Below are 18,353 nucleotides of genomic sequence, written 5' to 3'. Positions count from 1 at the left end.
TGGGGCGCCTCCGCCCTGCCTACTCTCTCAAGGTCTCGATGATCTGTTCGCGCAGCCACTGGTTACCCTCGTCATTGTCGAACCATTCGGGCGTACGGGTTTCGAGCAACCAGAAGAAGGGGAAGGCGACAACCATCAGGCCCAGGGCGCCGATTTTGCCGCCACACCGCTCTTGGCCACTTCGAGCGCGCGCCGGTTCCATTGCCTAGTCGACCAGAGATCAAGGATAAGTCTCGTAGCATCCGGCACGCGACAAGCTCAGCTGGTCATGCCGCCATCTACCGACAATGTTGCACCCGTGACATAGGCTGCCTTGTCCGAGAGCAGCCACAAAACGGCTTCGGCAACTTCCTCCGGCTGACCGATCCGCTGCATCGGAATCATGTCGTCAAGCAGATGCACATCGCCATTGGTCGAGCGCATGTAGTTTGGCGTCTGCGTAGCACCTGGGCATACCGCGTTGATGCGGATACCGTGCCCGGCATACTCCTTTGCGACAGCCCTTGTGAGGCCTACAACCGCATGCTTGCTCGCCACGTAATGGGCGATTCCGTTCATTCCGCGTAGCCCGAAAATCGAAGCGTTGTTGACGATGGCGCCGCCGCCGTGGCGTAGCATCGCTTCGACCTGGTACTTGACACCGTAATAGACACCCTTGAAGTTCAGGTCGATCACCCACTCCGATTCATCTACCGAAGTCTGGTCGATGGGCTTGAAATCGGCATGGCCCCCGGCGTTGTTGAAGGCGAAGTCCAATCGCCCGAAGCGGGATTCGATAAACGCTACGAGCTGTTCATTGTCTTCGCGACGCGATGCGTCGGCAATCCTGATTTCAGCCTGTCCCGCGCTCCTGAGGATCTCGTCGCGCACGGCGGCGAGCTTTTCGTCGGAGCGGCCTGCCAGCACGACATGCGCGCCTTCACGCGCTAGCGCCAGTGCAGCCGCCCGCCCCATGCCTGAGCCGCCGCCGGTCACCAGGCCGATCTTTCCCTTCATCAGCATGTTCGCCTCCTATTGACAAACCAACTGCTGCCAGTCTGCATTGATTCACACATACGACAAGGACCAGGCCGGCGGTTTCATCACGGGTAACGGTCGACGGCCAGGTCCGAGTCTTCGGGGCGACCACAAACTTGCGCCCTCCCCACGCCGCAGGAGGCTTCAATGGGCGAGGAAATCAACCACCATCCGGTTGAATGCCTCGGCATGTTCCCATTGCGCCCAATGCCCGCACCGGTTGAAGATATGCATCCGCGCATCCGGAATACCGGCGAGCAGGCGCAGGCCCACATCCATCGGCACGAAGCGATCGTCCCGGCCCCAGACGACAAGCGTTGGCGCGGCAATCTCGCCCAGACGCGCACCGTAGTCGGTGAACTGCCTGGGATTCTCTGCCAGGCTCTTGACGAAGTTCTCGAGGTGATCACGCCGCGCCAGCATATTGTCCAGGCGGGCCTGCATCAGTTTTTCGGTGAGTGCGCTCGCGTCATGGACGAAGACGCTCATCATCCGCGTCAGGTTTTCGATCGTCGGCTCACGATAGAGGCCGTTCAGCAACTTGATGCCCTCAGTCGGCATCGGCACGAACTGGCTCGGACCGCCCGTGCCTCCGCCCATCAGGACGAGCTTGCCGATGCGCTGCGGATTGGCCAGCGCAAAGGCAACGGCGCTATGGCCGCCCATTGAATTGCCGATGATATGCACCCGCTCGATCGCCAGGGCATCCAGCACGGCCTTGAGCACCCTGCCGTTGAGCTCCGAGCGCGAACCGGTGCTGACCACGGGATCGCTCTTGCTCCACCCCGGGCAATCCACCAGCAGCACGCGGTAGCCTGCAGCCACCAGTGGCTCGACATTACGGCTGAAGTTAGCCCAGCCGCTTGCGCCTGGCCCCGAGCCATGCAGCATGACGACGGTCTCGGCCCCCGACCCGGCATCGTTGTAGTGAATCCGGAAAGTGGTCTCTCCGTCCTGCACGGAGACGAACCGGCTCGTCGAGGCTTCCGTGATAGCCTGTGCTGTCGCATTCATATGATGTTCCTTCCTGTCACTGCCGCGCTTCGGACGCGCGCTTGCTGAGGTCCAGCGCAACATCGACGATCATGTCCTCCTGGCCACCAACCATGCGGCGCCGGCCCAGCTCGACAAGGATGTCGACCGTCTTCAGGCCATACTTCTTTGCCGCCACTTCAGAGTGACGCAGGAAGCTCGAATAGACGCCGGCATAGCCAAGCGCGAGTGTTTCGCGGTCCACGCGCACCGGGCGGTCCTGGAGCGGGCGCACGATGTCGTCGGCCGCGTCCATCAGCGCGTACAGGTCGGTGCCATGGTTCCAGCCGAGGCGTTCTGCCGCGGCGATGAAGACCTCCAGCGGCGCATTGCCCGCCCCTGCCCCCATGCCGGCCAGCGATGCGTCGATGCGATCGCAGCCCTCCTCGACGGCTACGATCGAGTTGGCGACGCCGAGCGACAGGTTGTGGTGCGCATGCATGCCAGTCTGCGTGTCGGCGTTCAGCACGTCCTTAAGCGCACGGAAACGCGCGCGCACATCGTTCATCGTCAGCGCGCCGCCGGAGTCGACCACGTAGATGCAGGTCGCGCCGTAGCTTTCCATTTTCTTCGCCTCGACGGCGAGATTCTCCGGCGTGGTCATGTGGCTCATCATCAGGAAGCCGACCGTGTCCATGCCGAGTTCGCGCGCGTACTCGATGTGCTGCTTCGAAATGTCGGCCTCGGTGCAGTGCGTGGCGACGCGGACCACGCGCGCGCCGGCATCGTAAGCGGCCTTCAGGTCGTGCGTGGTGCCGATGCCGGGCAGAAGGAGCGTCGCGATCTTCGCGTGCTCCACCACCTCGGCGACGGCGGTGATCCATTCGAGGTCGCTGTGCGCACCGAAGCCGTAATTGAAGCTCGAGCCCTGCAGGCCGTCTCCATGCGCGACTTCGATGCTGTCGACCCTGGCGCGGTCCAGCGCGCGCGCGATGTCCTGGACGTTCTGGATCGAGTACTGGTGGCGGACCGCATGGCTGCCGTCGCGCAGCGTCACGTCGGAGATATAGAGTTTCTTGCTCGGGGTGCTCATGCGCGGGCTCCTGCGGTGGTCTCTTTGGCGCTCAGCAGCGATTGCGCCATCCGTTCGGCGGTCGCCAGGGCGGCGGAAGTCATAATGTCGAGGTTGCCTGCGTAGGCAGGCAGGTAATGGGCAGCGCCTTCCACCTCGATAAAGGCCGAAGTCTTCAGGCCGCTGAAACTGCCCAGGCCAGCAATGTTCAGCGGCGCGCTGGCCGGGATCTCGTCGAACTGCACCGTCTGCTTGAGGCGGTATCCGGGCACATAGGCATGAACCGCCCGCACCATCTCTTCGATAGACGCCTCGATCTTGTCGCGGTCGGCGAGTTCCGACAGCGTGTACACCGTGTCGCGCATCATCAGCGGCGGCTCGGCGGGATTCAGCACGATGATGGCCTTGCCCCGGGCGGCGCCGCCAACGGTTTCGATCGCCTTCGAGGTGGTCTCGGTGAACTCATCGATGTTGGCGCGCGTGCCCGGACCGGCGGACTTGCTGCTGATCGACGCGACGATCTCCGCGTAGTGGACCTTCGCCACGCGCGACACCGCGGCCACGATGGGGATGGTGGCCTGGCCACCGCAGGTGACCATGTTGACGTTGGACGCCTCCAGATGCGCGTCGAGGTTGACTACCGGCACGCAATACGGGCCGATCGCGGCGGGCGTCAGGTCGATCATGCGCAGGCCGGGCTTGCGCTCGCGCAGCAGCGCGTCGTTCTTCACGTGCGCGCCGGCGGAGGTAGCATCGAACACGAAGTCGATGTCATCGAAGACCGGCAGACGGATCAACCCTTCGGCGCCTTCATGCGTGGTGGCCACGCCCAGGCGGGCGGCACGGGCGAGTCCGTCGGAGGCCGGGTCGATGCCAACCATTGCGGCCATCTCCAGATGCCTGCTGTTGCGCAGGATCTTGATCATCAGGTCGGTGCCGATATTGCCCGAGCCGATGATCGCTGCCTTGAGTTTCTTGGAAGCCATGTCATTCTCTCTTTCATTCTGCGGCGAACGTCGCACGGACGCTGCCAATACCACTGATACGCGCTTCGTAGCACTGGCCGGGTTCAACGGCCACCATCGGCCCGAGCGCACCGGTCAGGACGAGATCGCCGGCGCGCAGGGGATCGTCCAGCGATGCCAGCGTGCGGGCCAGCCACACCGCGGCATTCAGGGGATGCCCCAGGCAATCGGCACCCTTGCCGGCCGAGACGCGCTGCTCGCCCCGGAACATCTCCATCTGCACGCCCTTCAGGTCCAGGCCGGACAGCGGCACCGGCACCGCGCCCAGCACCACGAGGCCGCCGGAAGCGTTGTCAGCGACCGTGTCGACAAAGGAGATGTTCCAGTTCTCGATACGGCTGCCCACCACTTCGATGGCCGGCAGCACGTAGTCGACCGCATTGATCAGGTCAACCACCGTGGCATCACGGGCCGTGATGTCGCGCTTGAGCACCAGCGCCACTTCAGCCTCGACCTTGGGCTGTAGCGTGCGCGCGGCGGGGATGGGATCGTCGTCGCCGTACACCATGTCGGCGAACAGCGTGCCGAAGTCAGGCTGGTCCACGCCGAGCTGACGCTGGACCGCGAGCGAGGTCAGCCCGATCTTGCGGCCGACCACGCGGCGGCCCTGCGCGCGCCAGGCATCGACGTTGGCGCTTTGCACGGCATAAGCCGTGGCGACATCGCCGGCGGCAATCTCCCCGCGCAGCGGTGCCACCGGAGTGCGGCTATCTTCGGCCCGGCGCAGGCGTTCGGCGAGCGCGAGCACGGTTTGTGGGGTGGTCATGTCAGTGTCCTTGCTAATCAGGTTGAGCCTCAGGCGGCCGGCCGTGCGTGCATGACGGCAAAGCCGGCAATCCATTCGGGAATGGCCCGGTAGTAGTCGCGTTCGGCCCGGTACGCCCCGTTGGCCGCCAGCGCGGCAAAGGCCGCGATCCAGGTCCGGATCTCGTGGCCGGACTTGCCGCCATCGCGGGTGATCGCGTGGTTGGTCTTGCCATCCACGGCCATGAGGTTCCCACTCTCCAGCGTGTCCAGGAAAGCGCGGTCCCATTCGGGATTGAGCGCACGCAGGTGGCTCTCGCCAGCGGCAAACGCCTGCGCAGCGGCAAGCGTGCGAGCCTGCCGCGCGGCACGCGACTCCGGGCTGGGATTGCGCCCGGCAATCAGCCGCTCGACGTTCTCCGGCGTGGCCGTGGCAATCTCCGGCACGGGCGGCTCATGCGAGATGCCGCCCGATCCCACCACCAGTACGCGCTTGCCGAGACGCCCGGCAAAGCGGCCGATGGCATCGCCCAGCAACCGGGCGCGCCGGCAGCTCGCCATCGGCGGAGCCACCGAGTTGATGAAGACCGGAACCACCGGATAGCGGTCGAGGCTGCCGGTCAGTATTTCCAGCGCCTGCGCGCAGCCATGGTCGACCTGCATGCGGTACGAGACCGCCACGTCCACGTCAGCATCCAGCGCCGCCTGCGCCAGCGCCAGCGCTGTATTGGACGGGACTGACAACGGACCAGCCAGGCTCTTGAAGTCGCCCACCGCGCTGGCGGCCACGCCGACACAGAACTGCGGCATGAGCTCGTAGAAGAAGCCGTTGTAATGGTCCGGCACGAAGGCGATCACCAGCTCGGGATCGAAGGCTTCGACGCGGGCACGGGCGGCGGCCTGCGCACGCTCGACCTCGGCAAGAATCTCCGGCGCCGGGTCGAAGTAGCCGTGCAGCGGGGTGTGCGAAAGGCATTCAAGGTGAAGTGGCATGCTTAGGCTCCTGCCTCAACGTGACGCTGGCCTAGGTGGAGATCGCGCCGGAGCACGACTGGTGCACCACCGTAGGTCTTCTTGTTGATCCAGGCGGACAACGCCGAATCCATATAGGCAGCGTGCGCGGGAAACCAGTCCGCCAACGCCTTGGCCAGCCGCCTGATGTCCTGCAGCCCGAGTTCGCCGAGCAGCAGCCTGGCGTTGACTTTCTGCACGGCGTCGATGACACGCTCGTGCTCGTCGATATGGCAATCGGCGGCTGGGAAATCCGTCTTCTCCATCCACGCCTTCTCGACCGCGAAATGCGAATGCACATGCGCCTCGAGGTCTTGCAGGCACGCTGCCGCCATGTCCTGCGAGCAGGTGGCCAGTGCGTTCACCACCTCAACGAACTCCTGGTGCGCCGCATCGATCGGCCCATGGCCGAGCAGCATGGCATCCGTCCATGCGAGCTCCAGGCGCTCGTCCGCGGTGGGCGACATGCCGATATCCGATTTGTCTTTCATTGCAATCTCCTGGCAAGCTCGCCAGCGGCACTGAAATGCCGCTGCCTGGAATCGGTGGCACTGGCGCCACCGATCCCGAGCCGAGCTGCCTCAGCCTCTACTCTTTACCCTCGGCCCCAATCAGCACCGCCACCATGACGGCTGGCTGCTCACTGCGGTTGCGCCAGGCGTGCCGCGTGCCGTTCTGGATGACGATATCGCCCGCCTTGAGGTGACGGGTTTCCCCGCCATCCACTTCCAGCCAGAGCTCACCCGAAACGATGATGTCGTAGTCGACCGACAGCGTCTTGTGCATGCCGGAGCCATCCGGCTCGAAGGCTTCGGCCAGCCCCGGCAGGTGGCTCGCATATTCCTCGCCTGCCGCCACGGGATCGAACCGCGGCGACGTCATCACGCTGTCGGGCGGGAACTGCACAACGATCAGGCGCGTTCCGTGCGGGTCGGGCGTGACCGACCTGACCGTCGCGACCGGATCGGTGCCGTCCTGCGGCAGCGAGGGCACGGCCTGCGTGGCCCATGCCAACGTGGTCTGGAAGCCGGGGACCGCGGCATAGTCGTGCGTCGTGGATACGGGGCCATCCGAGACAATCACGGAACGGCCGTCGCTTTCGCCGGTGACGATGCGTCTTACCATTGCTTGCTCCTGAATCCGTTGAAGATCGGTTGCCGGTTCATTGCACGACAACCACATTGACAAACCCGCCGGCGCGCTTTTCGGCAGTGGAGAGGGCTTCGTTGACCTGGTGCAGGCCGAAGCGCTGGTGCTCGAAGACAGTGAGGTCGAGCGTGCCTGCCGCAGCCATGGCGGCGAGTTCCTGGCCTTCGGCCACCGAGAACCAGAGTGATCCGACCAGGCTGACCTGCGCGCACATCAGTTGGTGCAGGTTGACGGGCAACGGGTCCGACATCGCCCCGATTTCCACCATGCGGCCGCCACGCCGCAGACCCGCAATACCGTCCAGCGTGATCTGGTGCGAGGCGCCAGGGCCGATGGCATCGACAAAGGCATCGGCGCCAATGCCGTCCGTCTCGGCGCGAACCCAGTCGGCGAGCGGTTGCGTGCCATAGGAAAGGACGCGGATACGCTGCGGGTCCAGCGCGCGGACGCGTTCCAGCAAGTCGAGGTTGCGCGCTACGCACAGGATCCGGGTAGCGCCCATGGCCCGCGCAATCTGCACGGCGCCGAGCCCGAGCGTGCCGGTAGCGCCGCTGATCAATACCGTGCGGCCTGCTGCAACGCCGGCCTTGCGCAGGCCGGAATACGCCGTACCCAGGTAGCCGAAACGCGCGGCCTGTTCGAAGGTGATCGCCGCGGGCAGCTTGACCAGCCCATCAGCAGGCGCGGTGGCGAATTCACTGAAGCCGCCATACGGATACTGCTGGTACATCCGCTTCGACTCCGGCCCGAAGCCGAAATAGCCTTGGAAGGTGTAAGCCGTGCAATTGATCGGCTCACCGGTCCGGCACGCATGGCAGGAGCCACACGATCGCCCCGGGTTGATATAGACGCGGTCGCCAGGGACCACGCCGGTTACCTGGCTGCCCACTTCCGCCACGACGCCAGCGGTATCCAGGCCGTAGATCGCAGGCAGGTCCGGTACAGTCAGATAGGCGCGTTCGCCGTAGTTGCTCATCACGTTGCGCAGGTTGGGCACCACGCCCGCCGCCTTCACGTCGATCAGCACATCGGTGGGGCGCAGCAAGGCTGGGCGCGCAATCATGTCGAGCTGGAACCGGCCACCCGGTTCATGGACACGCGCCGCCTGGATGGTGGGCTGATGAGGGTCCTTCATTCGTTCATCTCCTCTAAAGCTATCTAATGTTTATCAGTTGAATATCAATTGATATTCAACTGATATGGCCAAAAAAATTTGGCCGGTCAGAAGGCATGCAGCACGCCAATATTGGCCGCTACCTGCGTGCCGCCTGAAGAAGGCCCCGGCGCCAGGCTGATCCAGGCCTTCCCCGCCCCCGATGCTTTCTGATAGACGAGATCCGTGTAGACGCTGGTGCGCTTCGAGAACGAATAAAGCAGGGTCAGTGTTCCCTGCATGGCGCTCTGCCGGTCAAGCGTGTCATTGCCTCGCATGTACTGGTAGGCAGCATTCAGGTGCCAGGCAGGGGAAAAAGCCCAGGTGACATCGCCCTCATAGACCGCTACTCGTGCGCCGGTCGCCGTGTTTTCCGTATTGGTGTACATCAGCGCGGCCACCGCGGGCCCGATCGTGTAGGAGGCGCCTAACCCGAAGTTCCTGATGCCATCGTTGCCGGCATTCAGCTGCGGATATTTGACATACGTGTATGCACCGTTCAGCCGCAGGTTGCCGACGTGGTAATTCACGCCGGCGCTCTGGCCACTGCTGTTCCCGAACGAACCGGGCTGCCCGCCAGGACTGTATTGCGCACCGACCGACAGGCCGCCGAAGTCCGGGCTCTGGTATTTGACCGAGTTCGGCATGGCAAGGCCCGCCACCCGGTCAAAGTCGAAGGAGCCGCCCGGCGTGTTGGGCACGCCCAGGCCGGAGAACGGCCCCTGCCGAAGGCTGATGCAGTTGATGAACGGAAACGCCGAGCCCCAGTGATCGAGCGCCAGCGAATAGAACATGAAGTCGATCTGATTCCCCAACGTGAGCGTCCCGAGCTTGTCGTCACGCAAGCCGACATAGCTTTCGTGCCCGAACAGGTTCCCGATGGACTGGCCGTTCTTCATGGAAAACTGGCCCTGCAGTTTGAACACGGCCTGCAGGCCGCCGCCAAGCTCTTCCGTGCCCCTGAAGCCGAACAGCGTTGGCGCCTGGGTTCCCGGATCCGCAACCAGGTTGCTGCTCCCGCCCTGGTTGGACACATACATCACACCGGTATTGACGATGCCGTATGCCTGCACGCTGCCCTCCGCATGCGCCGCGCTCGCCAGGCCAAGGCTGCAGGCGGCAATCGCCTTCAGTCTCCTCATTGGATGTCTCCCCATTTTTTGATTGGAAGGCAGTGGCCGGCATATCGGGTTAACCCCTAAGGTGCGCCATTCCACCGCTTCTTAGCGTCTAACTCTACACAATCAATCATTTATCGATTCATTGTGTATCGAAGTTTGATTGAACTTCGATTGACAGTCAATCTTCGATTTCGTAATCTTAGATCGCGCCCTTGGCAGACCACCAGGGTTGCAGCCCCCAAGCCCCAACAAGCCCATATCGAGGAGAACCTGAAGATGAGCGACAAGCCCGTCATCCGCCGGCGCAGCAGCGAGACAAAAAACGAGATCAGCAACGCACGCGTCAACGACGCCAAGGTGCAGAGCCAGTACCAGCCGTACAAGGACGCGGCCTGGGGGTTTATCAACCACTGGTACCCGGCCCTGTTCAGCAAGGAACTGCCGGAAGACGGTGTGGAAGGCATCCAGATCTGCGGCATTCCGATCGTGCTGCGCCGCGTGGACGGCAAGATCTTTGCCCTGAAGGACCAGTGCGTTCACCGCGGTGTCCGCCTCTCGGCCAAGCCGATGTGCCTGACCAAGGACACCATCAGCTGCTGGTATCACGGCTTTACCTTCGACCTCGAGAGCGGCAACCTGGCGACCATTGCCGGCAACCCCGATGACAAGCTGATCGGCACCACCGGCCTGACCACCTACCCGGTGCAGGAAGTCGCCGGCATGATCTTTGTCTTCGTGCGCGAGGACGATTACCCGGACGAAGACGTGCCGCCGCTGTCGCACGACCTGCCGTTCCGCTTCCCCGAGAACAGCGAGAAATTCCCACACCCGCTGTGGCCGTCGGCGCCGAGCCTGCTCGACGAGAACGTCGTCGCCCACGGCATGCACCGTACCGGCTATGCCAACTGGCGCATCGCCTGCGAGAACGGCTTTGACAATGCGCACATCCTGGTCCACAAGGACAACGCCATCATCCACGCCAAGGACTGGGTGCTGCCGCTGGGCATCGTGCCGACCGCCGACGACTGCATTGCCGTGGTCGAGGACGACAACGGCCCCAAGGGGCTGGTGCAGTGGCTCTTCACCGAGAAGTGGAAGCCCATCCTCGAAAACGAAAAGGTCGGCCTCAAGGTGGAAAACCTGAACGCGCGTCCTTATCGCACCTCCGTTGTCCTGCCGGGCGTCCTGATGGTGGAGAACTGGCCGGAAGAGCATGTGGTCCAGTACGAGTGGTATGTGCCGATCACCGACGACACCTATGAATACTGGGAAGTCCTGGTCAAGGTCTGCAACACGGAGCAGGAGCGCAAGGACTACCAGTACCGCTTCGACCATCTGTACAAGCCCCTGTGCCTGCACGGTTTCAATGATTGCGACCTCTATGCGCGCGAAGCGATGCAGGACTTCTACGCGGATGGCACCGGCTGGGATAACGAGCAGCTGATGGCAACGGATATTTCCCCGATCACCTGGCGCAAGCTGGCATCGCGCTGGAACCGTGGCATTGCCAAGCCGGGGCGCGGCGTGGATGGCGCCGTCAAGGCGTCGGCCATGCGGCTGAAGAAGGCGTCGGAAGGCAAGCAGGCCACGGCGTACTTCGTCACCAAGATCGAAGAAGACGAGTAATCCAGGCGGCAACCGAGGTATCTGTATGTCTACTGTCAAGAACGTCGCACTGCGTTTTCGCGACGGAACCACCCGATCGGTTGCCGTGCCGCACGGGGAGAGCGTGCTTGACGCCGCTCTCGCCGCCGGCGTGCCGCTGATCCACCAGTGCCGCTCCGGCAGCTGTTCAAGTTGCACGGCGCGGCTGGCCGAAGGCCAGGCGGGCATGCGCGCCGGCGCCAGTTCGACGCTGCTGCGCAGCGAATACGAGGCGGGCGAACGCCTGCTGTGCCTGACCGAGCCCGAAACCGACTGTACCTTCGACCTGAACTACGAGAGCGATGCCGGCGCCGGGCGTGCTGTGAAGGTCAACGCCTTTGTCGAAAGCGTCGAAAAGCTGGCGCCCAATGTCGTGCGTCTCACGCTGGAGTTGGCCGAAGGCGAGTCCTTCGACTTCAAGCCGGGCCAGTTCATCCAGGTCCGCGTTCCCGGCACCGACATCGTGCGCAGCTATTCGCCTGCCAGCACCGCTGCCGAGCTGCCAAAGATCGAGCTGCTGATCCGCCTGCTGCATGACGGCGTCATGTCCGGCTATCTGGAACATCGCGCCGCGCGCGACGACGTGCTGGAGCTTGAGGGTCCTTATGGCAGCTTCTTCCTGCGGGAGAAGGTGCGGGCGCCGCACATCATGGTGGCGGGCGGGACCGGCCTGGCGCCGATCCTGTCCATGATCGATACGATCCGCAACACGTCGGGCCGCAAGCCGCCCGTGATGCTCAGCTTTGGCTGCGCCACGCCCGATACGCTGTTCTGCCTGGATGACATCGCGCTGCGCGAGCAATGGCTGCCCGGCCTGTCGGCGCGAATCTCGGTGGACCGGGGCGCGACGGGAGAGTTGCTGAGCGGCAACCCGGTTGATGCCATCCGGGAAGACGATGCCATGCACGCCGACACCGTCGCCTATCTGTGCGGCCCCCCCGCGATGATCGAGGCGGCCACGCGCCGTCTCGCCCAGATCGGGGTTCGCCCGGAGAACATTTACGCCGAGCAGTTCGCACCGTCGAACTAGCGGATCACCACAGGAATCACGGGAGACAGCCATCTTGGAGCCCACCATTGCCCTTCCCTTTTCGCCAGAGCAGCAAGACTGGTACGAAAAGGCATGCGCCCGGATCGATGCCAGGCGCCTGCAGCAACTTCTGTCCAACCTGACGGACATCCATAGCCCGACCGGCGCTGTGCGCGACATCAACCAGTTCATGGCCGGCCATATGTCCAGCGTGGGCCTGAGCTCGACATACCGCCCGATGAATGCCCGTACGGGCAATGCCGTCGGGGAAAAGCGCGGCAGCGGCGGCGGCGCCGCGCTGATGCTATACGCACCGATCGATACACATCTGGAAGGCGATGCCAGTGACCAGCCATGGACAGGCACCACCGACGACCATGTCGACCTGCAGCCTGCCGCAAGAACGGTGGGAGACTGGGTCTATGGCCTCGGCTCGTCCAACCCGAAGGCCATGGTGGCGACGCTGACGGAGGTCGCGACGGCGCTGATCGAGGCCGACGTGCCACTGGTCGGCGACCTGATCCTGGCGACGGCCGACGGCGGCATGCCCGTCGATATCGCCGACCGGGACCATGCCGGCATGTCAGGGGGCGTCACGCACTTGCTGTCCCGCGGTGTGGCGCCGGACTTCGCCATCATCATGAAGCCGTGGAACTGGGTCTACCACGAAGAGCCAGGGATGGGCTGGTTCAAGCTGCGGGTGAAGGGGACGCTGGGCTATGCGGGGGTTCCGCGCGGCACGCCGGGCTTCCGCAGCTCTGTGGTGCCGGCCGCGCATGTCATCCTGGAACTGGAGCAATGGCTGGTCGACTACGCGGAACGCAATACCTCCGGCGTGGTCAAGCCGCACGGCTGGATCGCTGGCGTGCGCGCCGGCTGGCCGGAGCGGCCGGCGTTTCCTTCGGCGGTCACCGAGATCTTTTTCGATGTCCGCATCAATCCGCGCACCAGCCCGGGCGAGATCAAAGCCCAGTTCGCGCAGTTCGTTGCGGACTTGCGTGCCCGGCATCCGGAACTGGATCTGGACTGGGAGATGTACGGCTCCGTTCCGGGCGGCACCACCTCGCCCTCCAACTGGATCGTCCAATCGGCCAAGCGCGGATGGGAACATATCGAAGCGCGCCCTCACGGCGTCCCTGACCTGCTTGGCGGACAGACCGATGGCGCGGCCCTGCGCCGCTTTGGCATTCCAACCGCACGCATCGGCTGGCCATGGCCGGCGCAGGGTTCGCCCGAAATCGTGGCCGAGGGCCTGGGCGGCATGGGTGCCACCTATGTCCCGGACCTGCTGCCTTGCGCGCGCAAGATCATGTACGCCGTGATCGATACGCTGACGCGCAGACGCGCGGAACTCGGCTTGCGCTGAGGACTCCCGACAAACTTCCCAACCAATTGCTTATGCCGAACGCAGACCTCCACTATTGGGAAGCCGCGGAGCTTGCACGCAAGATCCGCGCGCGCGACATCTCGCCTGTAGAAGTTACCGAAGCCATCCTTGCGCGAATCTCCGACCTCGATCCGGCGCTGCACAGCTACGCCCTGGTCCTTCCGGAACAGGCGCTGGAACAGGCGCGCGACGCCGAACGGGCGCTGATGCACGGCAGCCCACTCGGCCCGCTGCACGGCGTGCCGGTGGCGGTCAAGGACCTCTGCTGGCTGGCCGGATCTCCAACCGCTGCTGGTACCACGATCCACAAGGACTTTATCCCGACGGAAGATGCCACCGTCGTGCGCAAGCTGCGGGATGCCGGCGCCATCGTGCTCGGCAAGCTGCAGCTGACCGAAGGCGCCTTCGCCACCCATCACCCGAGCGTGCCGGAGCCGGTCAATCCCTGGCACCAGAACCACTGGGCCGGCGCCTCTTCCAGTGGCTCCGGTGTCGCCACGGCCGCCGGGCTTTGCTACGCATCGATCGGCACCGACACCGGCGGCTCGATCCGCTTCCCGGCGGCGGCCAACGGCCTGACCGGCATCAAGCCGACGTGGGGCCGGGTCAGCCGCCACGGGGTATTCGAGCTCGGTGCGAGCCTTGATCATGTGGGTCCGATTGCACGCAGCGCAGCCGATGCCGCGCTGATGCTAGGGGCCATTGCCGGCCACGACCCGCTGGATCCGACTTCACTGGCGCCCTCGCACCTTGATTTACCTGCCGAGGGGAGCGACCTGCGCGGTCTGCGCATCGGTGTCGATTTGCGATGGAACAGCGATGGCACGGATGACGTCATCAGCCAGGCCATCGACCGGGCCATCGACGTGCTCAAGGCGCTTGACGGGCAGCTCCGGGAGGTTCGCTTTCCCGCAGTGCGCACCGTGGTCGACGAATGGGAAATCAACTGCGGCGTCGAAGTCGCCGTGGCGCATGCGGGCACGTTCCCGCGCCTGTCGGCGGAATATGGGCCAGCGCTGACCCGATTGATCGAGATCGGTCGCAATACCAGCGGCATGCGCTATCAGCAAGCCTTGCTGAACCGTGCCGCTTTCCGTGGCAAGGTCAACAAGCTGATGCAGGACATCGATTTGCTGGTCGTCCCGGTACAGCCTTTCGCCGCACCGACGCATGAACAGCTGGGTGCGCTGGCGCAAGACCCGGAACTGAACAGCCGGCTGATCCAGTTCACGGCGCCATTCAACTCCACCGGGCACCCGGCGATCACGCTGCCATGTGGATTCACCTCGGACGGCATGCCGATCGCATTCCAGCTGGTGGCGCGCCATGGTGAGGAAGCGCTGCTGTGCCGTGCCGGCATGGCATTCCAGCAAGCCACCGACTGGCACCGCTACCACCCGGACATCGGCGTCAGGCGCTAACGCTGTGTGATGAAATCAGGCCGGCAATGTCGGCCTGATTTCATTCCTGCCCGTCTTCCCGCAACGGTGTGATCGTTGCCGAATCGCGCGCGGCTTCCTCATAGATGCCGGTCAGCAGCGAAAGGAAGCGCGATGCCCGTTCAAATTTCTCCGACACCTCGCTGATTTCTTCCAGCCGCTTCACCAGGATCTCGGCCCTGACCTTGTAATACTCGTCCGTCAGCCTGACGCCCAGATCACTGACGGTGTACGCAAAGGTCTTGCTGTTCTTTTCTCGCTGCTTTTCGATCAGACCGGCCGCCTCCAGCTTACGCAAGCTGTACTGAATATTCGGGATATCGTCGCGGTTCATCAGGCGCGCAATGGTGGCACTATTCTTTGGCCGGTCCTGCATCCTGATGACGTGGAGAATGACGTGCTCCTCGTACTTGATATCCACGTCGGCGGCAATCGTCACCATCCCGGTGGACAGCACGAACCTGGAAAACGATTCATGGAACCGGATCAAGGACCACTCGAACTCGGTGGCCTTCTGCTCCAGGTCGGTTTTTGCGAGATGCCACCCGCGTTGAAATTTCGGTTCCATGAGTTGACTGCGCCTATTGATTTCAGAGCCGCCTGGCGGAGGCGGCAGAAGAGCAAGGCTGGATTATCCCACAACGCTGAGGCGCACTTGGAAGCAAACAGGTTGCCGGCCAGCGGATTGTGCCGACCGCCCTTCATTGCACTTGGAAGAGTTTGATAGAGAACACCCAGGTGAATTGATGCTGAACACCAGGCACTGGTCATCCTCAATGCTTGCTTCGCCTGGCTCACCGAGGCGGGCTACCTGTCGGCAAGCCGCTCGTCCTCGCCCGCCGCCGGCGCAACCCAACCCGCCCGCGCAGTGCTCCTGCGCAGCGGTGAAACAGCAAAGGGCATGTAGGTTGTCACAGAGGACTTTGGCACCGAAGTCCTGCCCTCCAGAGCCTGGCCGACCCACTTCCCACGCCGCTCGAGCGCCTGCATCTGCCACCAGCGCTGTCCGGCGCCTCCGGCACCAACCGCGCGCCGCCTGTCGGCGCCCGAATCGCCGCGGGCGATGATCTGGCCGCCGTGACGGTGTGGCTGGCACGCTATGCCGACAGCACGGCGACGCTGGCCACCTATCGCCGCGAGGTCGAGCGGCTGATCCTGTGGGCCGTGCTCCAACTGGGCAAGCCCTTGTCCTCGCTGACCCATGAGGACATGCTCGCCTACGAGCGCTTCCTCGCCGATCCGCAACCGGCCGCGCGCTGGGTGCTGGCCGGCAACAAAAAGCTCGCGCGCAATCCAGCGCTGGTGGCTCGAGGTGACCGGCAAAGGCAACAAGACCCGACTGGTGCCGGCGACCGACGAGTTGATTGCCGAACTGGCGCGCTACCGCCGCGCCCACGAGTTGCCGCCTACCCCGCAGTTCGGGGAGACGCGTCCACAGGTGCTGCCGGTGATTGGAAAAACGGGCAGCGAGAAACCGCTGTCACGCGGGGCACTGCACCTGATTCTGAAGGAAGTATTCGGCGTGGCGGCCGCGCGCCTGCGGGCGCGCGGCCCCGAGTGGGAGGCGCAGGCCGCCGTCCTGGCTAGCGCCTCGGCGCACCGGCTGCGCCACACCGCCGGCTCGCACATGACCGACCAGCGGGTTGACCTGCGTTTTGTGCGCGACAACTTTGGCCATGCCTCGATCGCTACCACGAGCGCGTACCTGCACAGCGAAGAGGATGCGCGGCACGCGGCCACGCAGGAGCGGCATCGTATCGGCTGGAGCAACAAGGCTTCAGGATCCTCGCGCTGGACCTCTCCCTCCATCGCCCTTGTCCCGGCACCCGGCTTAACCCAGCGCACGCACCGAACTGCTGATGGCACGCGCGCTCTGCAGCAACGGCGGCGCCAGCCGGGCCTGCGCCTCTTCCAACGACCACCGGCTGGTGGGCGCGACCACATGGATGGCGCCAAGCGGCCGTCCGTTGCCGGCGATCACCGGCGCGGCAAGCGTCATGTCGCCGTGAAACAGTTCCTCGCAATTGATCGCATAGCCGCGCTGTCGCGCTTCACGCAGCGTCGCCACGATTTCCGCGACATCCGTGCGTGTATGCGGCGTGTGCGCGACGCGTTCCGAGCGCTCGAGCAGCGTCAGCGCCTCGCCTTCCGGCAAAGCGCTCAGGTAGGCGCGGCCGGAGCCGGTGCAGTACATGGGGATGCGGCTGCCGATCGGCATGTGTACCGGCACGAACTGGGCGCTGACAAAGCGCGCGACATAGACCATGTCCGCTTGGTCCGGCTCCGTCAGGCAGGTGGTTTCCGTCGTCAGCTTGGTCAGTTCCGACAGGAATGGATTGGCCACGTCGATCAGCGGATCGGCGGCCAGGTAATTGAATCCGATCCGCATCACCCGCGGCGTCAACTGATAGCGCCGTGTCTTGGGATGTTTGCGCAGGTAGCCGAGGTGCTCCAGCGTGAAGACCATGCGCTGCGCGGAACTCTTGTTGATGCCAGCCGCCTCGGCAACCTCGCCGATGGTCATGCTGCGCCGAACGGCGCTGAAGGCGGCCAGCACGGCCAGCCCTTTTTCCAGCGACTGGTTGAACAGCAGGCTGGCCGCTTCTTCGACCGGGGGATGAGAGTCTGGCATCACTAGGGAACTCAGGAGTGAGGTCATAAGAATCGCATATCGATTCGCCTGAAGCAACTAGTGGTTTTTATCTATTACGAATTGATCGATGCAGATCGAATATTGGCATGCAGGTTGCGTAAACCGCAAAACGCGCACCTTGGCGCGCCCCCCTGACCCCCAAGCTAGGAGTGTTCCCATGTCTAGCGCCACCATTTCCCGCCGCGCTGCACTGGTTCTGTGCGTGGCCGGCACCCTTTCGACCGCTTCGTTCGCCTGGGCCCAGGGAGGCGCACCAACCTACAACGTGGGCGCGACAGCCACAGGCGTGCCGTTTACGTTCCTCGATGTGAAGACCAACAGCATCCAGGGCATGATGGTCGACACGGTGACCGCCGTGGGCAAGGCTGGCGGCTTCAACGTCAATGTGCAGCAAACCGCGTTCGCGGCACTGATTCCTTCGCTGACCTCCAGCAAGATCGACATCATCTCGGCGGCGATGCTCAAGACGCCCGCGCGGCAGCAAGTGGTGGATTTCAGCGATCCGGTCTACTCCTACGGCGAGGGGCTTATCGTCAAGAGCGAGGACAACAAGGCCTACACCACGCTGGACGAGCTCAAGGGCGAGACCGTCGGCGCGCAGGTCGGCACGGTGTTCCTCGATATGCTCAACAAGAAGGGCATCTTCAAGGAAGTGCGCAGCTACGACTCGATCGCGGACATGACGCGCGACCTTTCGCTTGGCCGCATCAAGGCAGGCCTGGGCGACCAGCCGCTGATCGCCTACCAGTTGCGCCAGCACGTGTTTCCGGGCGTCAAGCTCGTCACGAGCTACAAGCCGGTCAATGTGGGCGACGTCTGCCTGGTGGTCCGCAAGGGTGACAACGAAACGCTGGCAAAGGTCAACAAGGCCATCGCGCAGATCAAGGCCGACGGCACGCTGGCGAAGATCATCCAGAAATGGGGACTGTAACAGCC

The 18,353-nt window shown here is 63.9% G+C and carries 18 protein-coding genes and 1 pseudogene; 6 read left to right on the top strand and 13 right to left on the bottom strand.

The genetic code is table 11. From position 1 onward, the window contains the following. Positions 1-19: 19 nt before the first annotated feature. The 11 genes from RM96_RS20125 to RM96_RS20075 all read right to left on the bottom strand — a co-directional run bounded on the left by RM96_RS20125 (position 20) and on the right by RM96_RS20075 (position 9,285). On the bottom strand, positions 20-202 hold the full coding sequence (locus RM96_RS20125; protein ID WP_039013161.1) for a hypothetical protein: 183 nt from the start codon (positions 200-202) through the stop codon (positions 20-22). A 56-nt stretch (positions 203-258) separates the two neighbouring features. Then, positions 259-1,002: an SDR family NAD(P)-dependent oxidoreductase gene (locus RM96_RS20120; RefSeq protein ID WP_039013160.1), complete on the bottom strand. Its 744-nt coding sequence runs from the start codon at positions 1,000-1,002 to the stop codon at positions 259-261. A 159-nt stretch (positions 1,003-1,161) separates the two neighbouring features. Further along, positions 1,162-2,031, bottom strand: a complete 870-nt coding sequence (locus RM96_RS20115; protein WP_039013158.1) for an alpha/beta fold hydrolase — start codon at positions 2,029-2,031, stop codon at positions 1,162-1,164. Positions 2,032-2,047: 16 nt separating this feature from the next. Next, positions 2,048-3,082, bottom strand: coding sequence for a 4-hydroxy-2-oxovalerate aldolase (dmpG, locus tag RM96_RS20110; RefSeq protein WP_039013157.1), 1,035 nt, complete (start codon positions 3,080-3,082; stop codon positions 2,048-2,050). Then, the gene (locus RM96_RS20105) at positions 3,079-4,047 is read right to left on the bottom strand and encodes an acetaldehyde dehydrogenase (acetylating) (RefSeq protein ID WP_039013156.1); all 969 of its coding nucleotides are present in this window, start codon (positions 4,045-4,047) and stop codon (positions 3,079-3,081) included. Before RM96_RS20105 ends, dmpG begins: the two co-directional genes overlap by 4 nt. Before the next feature lie 13 nt (positions 4,048-4,060). Then, positions 4,061-4,852 (bottom strand): 2-keto-4-pentenoate hydratase, encoded by a 792-nt coding sequence (gene mhpD / locus RM96_RS20100; protein WP_039013154.1) that lies wholly within the window; start codon positions 4,850-4,852, stop codon positions 4,061-4,063. 29 nt (positions 4,853-4,881) lie between these two features. Continuing rightward, positions 4,882-5,823 (bottom strand): 3-carboxyethylcatechol 2,3-dioxygenase, encoded by a 942-nt coding sequence (locus tag RM96_RS20095; RefSeq protein WP_039013153.1) that lies wholly within the window; start codon positions 5,821-5,823, stop codon positions 4,882-4,884. 2 nt (positions 5,824-5,825) lie between these two features. After that, positions 5,826-6,332 carry a bacteriohemerythrin gene (locus RM96_RS20090; RefSeq protein ID WP_082016618.1) on the bottom strand — a complete coding sequence of 169 codons (507 nt, stop codon included), beginning with the start codon at positions 6,330-6,332 and terminating at the stop codon, positions 5,826-5,828. Positions 6,333-6,429: 97 nt separating this feature from the next. Then, positions 6,430-6,966, bottom strand: coding sequence for a cupin domain-containing protein (locus tag RM96_RS20085; RefSeq protein WP_039013152.1), 537 nt, complete (start codon positions 6,964-6,966; stop codon positions 6,430-6,432). Positions 6,967-7,003: 37 nt separating this feature from the next. Beyond that, the gene (locus RM96_RS20080; RefSeq protein WP_193752488.1) at positions 7,004-8,125 is read right to left on the bottom strand and encodes an alcohol dehydrogenase catalytic domain-containing protein; all 1,122 of its coding nucleotides are present in this window, start codon (positions 8,123-8,125) and stop codon (positions 7,004-7,006) included. An 86-nt stretch (positions 8,126-8,211) separates the two neighbouring features. Beyond that, complete coding sequence (locus RM96_RS20075) at positions 8,212-9,285, bottom strand: porin (protein ID WP_039013151.1); 1,074 nt, start codon at positions 9,283-9,285, stop codon at positions 8,212-8,214. 255 nt (positions 9,286-9,540) lie between these two features. Between RM96_RS20075 and RM96_RS20070 the strand changes: the two genes are divergently transcribed. Genes RM96_RS20070 through RM96_RS20055 form a run of 4 tightly spaced genes read left to right on the top strand, consistent with a single transcriptional unit; the run spans position 9,541 to position 14,746 of the window. Then, a complete protein-coding gene (locus tag RM96_RS20070; protein ID WP_039013150.1) occupies positions 9,541-10,890 on the top strand; it encodes a Rieske 2Fe-2S domain-containing protein in 1,350 nt (449 codons plus the stop codon). 25 nt (positions 10,891-10,915) lie between these two features. After that, positions 10,916-11,938: a ring-hydroxylating dioxygenase ferredoxin reductase family protein gene (locus tag RM96_RS20065; protein WP_039013149.1), complete on the top strand. Its 1,023-nt coding sequence runs from the start codon at positions 10,916-10,918 to the stop codon at positions 11,936-11,938. A 34-nt stretch (positions 11,939-11,972) separates the two neighbouring features. Beyond that, positions 11,973-13,304, top strand: coding sequence for an acetylornithine deacetylase (locus tag RM96_RS20060; protein WP_039013147.1), 1,332 nt, complete (start codon positions 11,973-11,975; stop codon positions 13,302-13,304). Between the two features lie 32 nt (positions 13,305-13,336). Further along, positions 13,337-14,746: an amidase gene (locus tag RM96_RS20055; RefSeq protein ID WP_039013146.1), complete on the top strand. Its 1,410-nt coding sequence runs from the start codon at positions 13,337-13,339 to the stop codon at positions 14,744-14,746. Between the two features lie 40 nt (positions 14,747-14,786). Here the strand turns inward: RM96_RS20055 and RM96_RS20050 are convergent, their stop codons facing one another. Next, positions 14,787-15,332: a winged helix DNA-binding protein gene (locus RM96_RS20050; protein WP_039013144.1), complete on the bottom strand. Its 546-nt coding sequence runs from the start codon at positions 15,330-15,332 to the stop codon at positions 14,787-14,789. A 422-nt stretch (positions 15,333-15,754) separates the two neighbouring features. On the opposite strand from RM96_RS20050, the pseudogene RM96_RS37295 reads away from it, so the two are divergent. Continuing rightward, a pseudogene (locus RM96_RS37295) lies at positions 15,755-16,541 on the top strand (tyrosine-type recombinase/integrase); the annotation flags it as partial. Between the two features lie 54 nt (positions 16,542-16,595). Here RM96_RS37295 and RM96_RS20035 read toward each other — a convergent pair. After that, positions 16,596-17,396: an IclR family transcriptional regulator gene (locus tag RM96_RS20035; protein ID WP_039013139.1), complete on the bottom strand. Its 801-nt coding sequence runs from the start codon at positions 17,394-17,396 to the stop codon at positions 16,596-16,598. Between the two features lie 178 nt (positions 17,397-17,574). On the opposite strand from RM96_RS20035, the gene RM96_RS20030 reads away from it, so the two are divergent. After that, complete coding sequence (locus RM96_RS20030) at positions 17,575-18,348, top strand: ABC transporter substrate-binding protein (RefSeq protein ID WP_039013138.1); 774 nt, start codon at positions 17,575-17,577, stop codon at positions 18,346-18,348. Positions 18,349-18,353 lie beyond the last annotated feature (5 nt).

The organism is Cupriavidus sp. IDO, assembly GCF_000812465.1.
In the GTDB taxonomy this organism is placed as follows: domain Bacteria; phylum Pseudomonadota; class Gammaproteobacteria; order Burkholderiales; family Burkholderiaceae; genus Cupriavidus.
The sequence above is the reverse complement of the archived record's forward strand: the minus strand, read 5'-3'. Positions and strand labels throughout refer to the sequence as shown.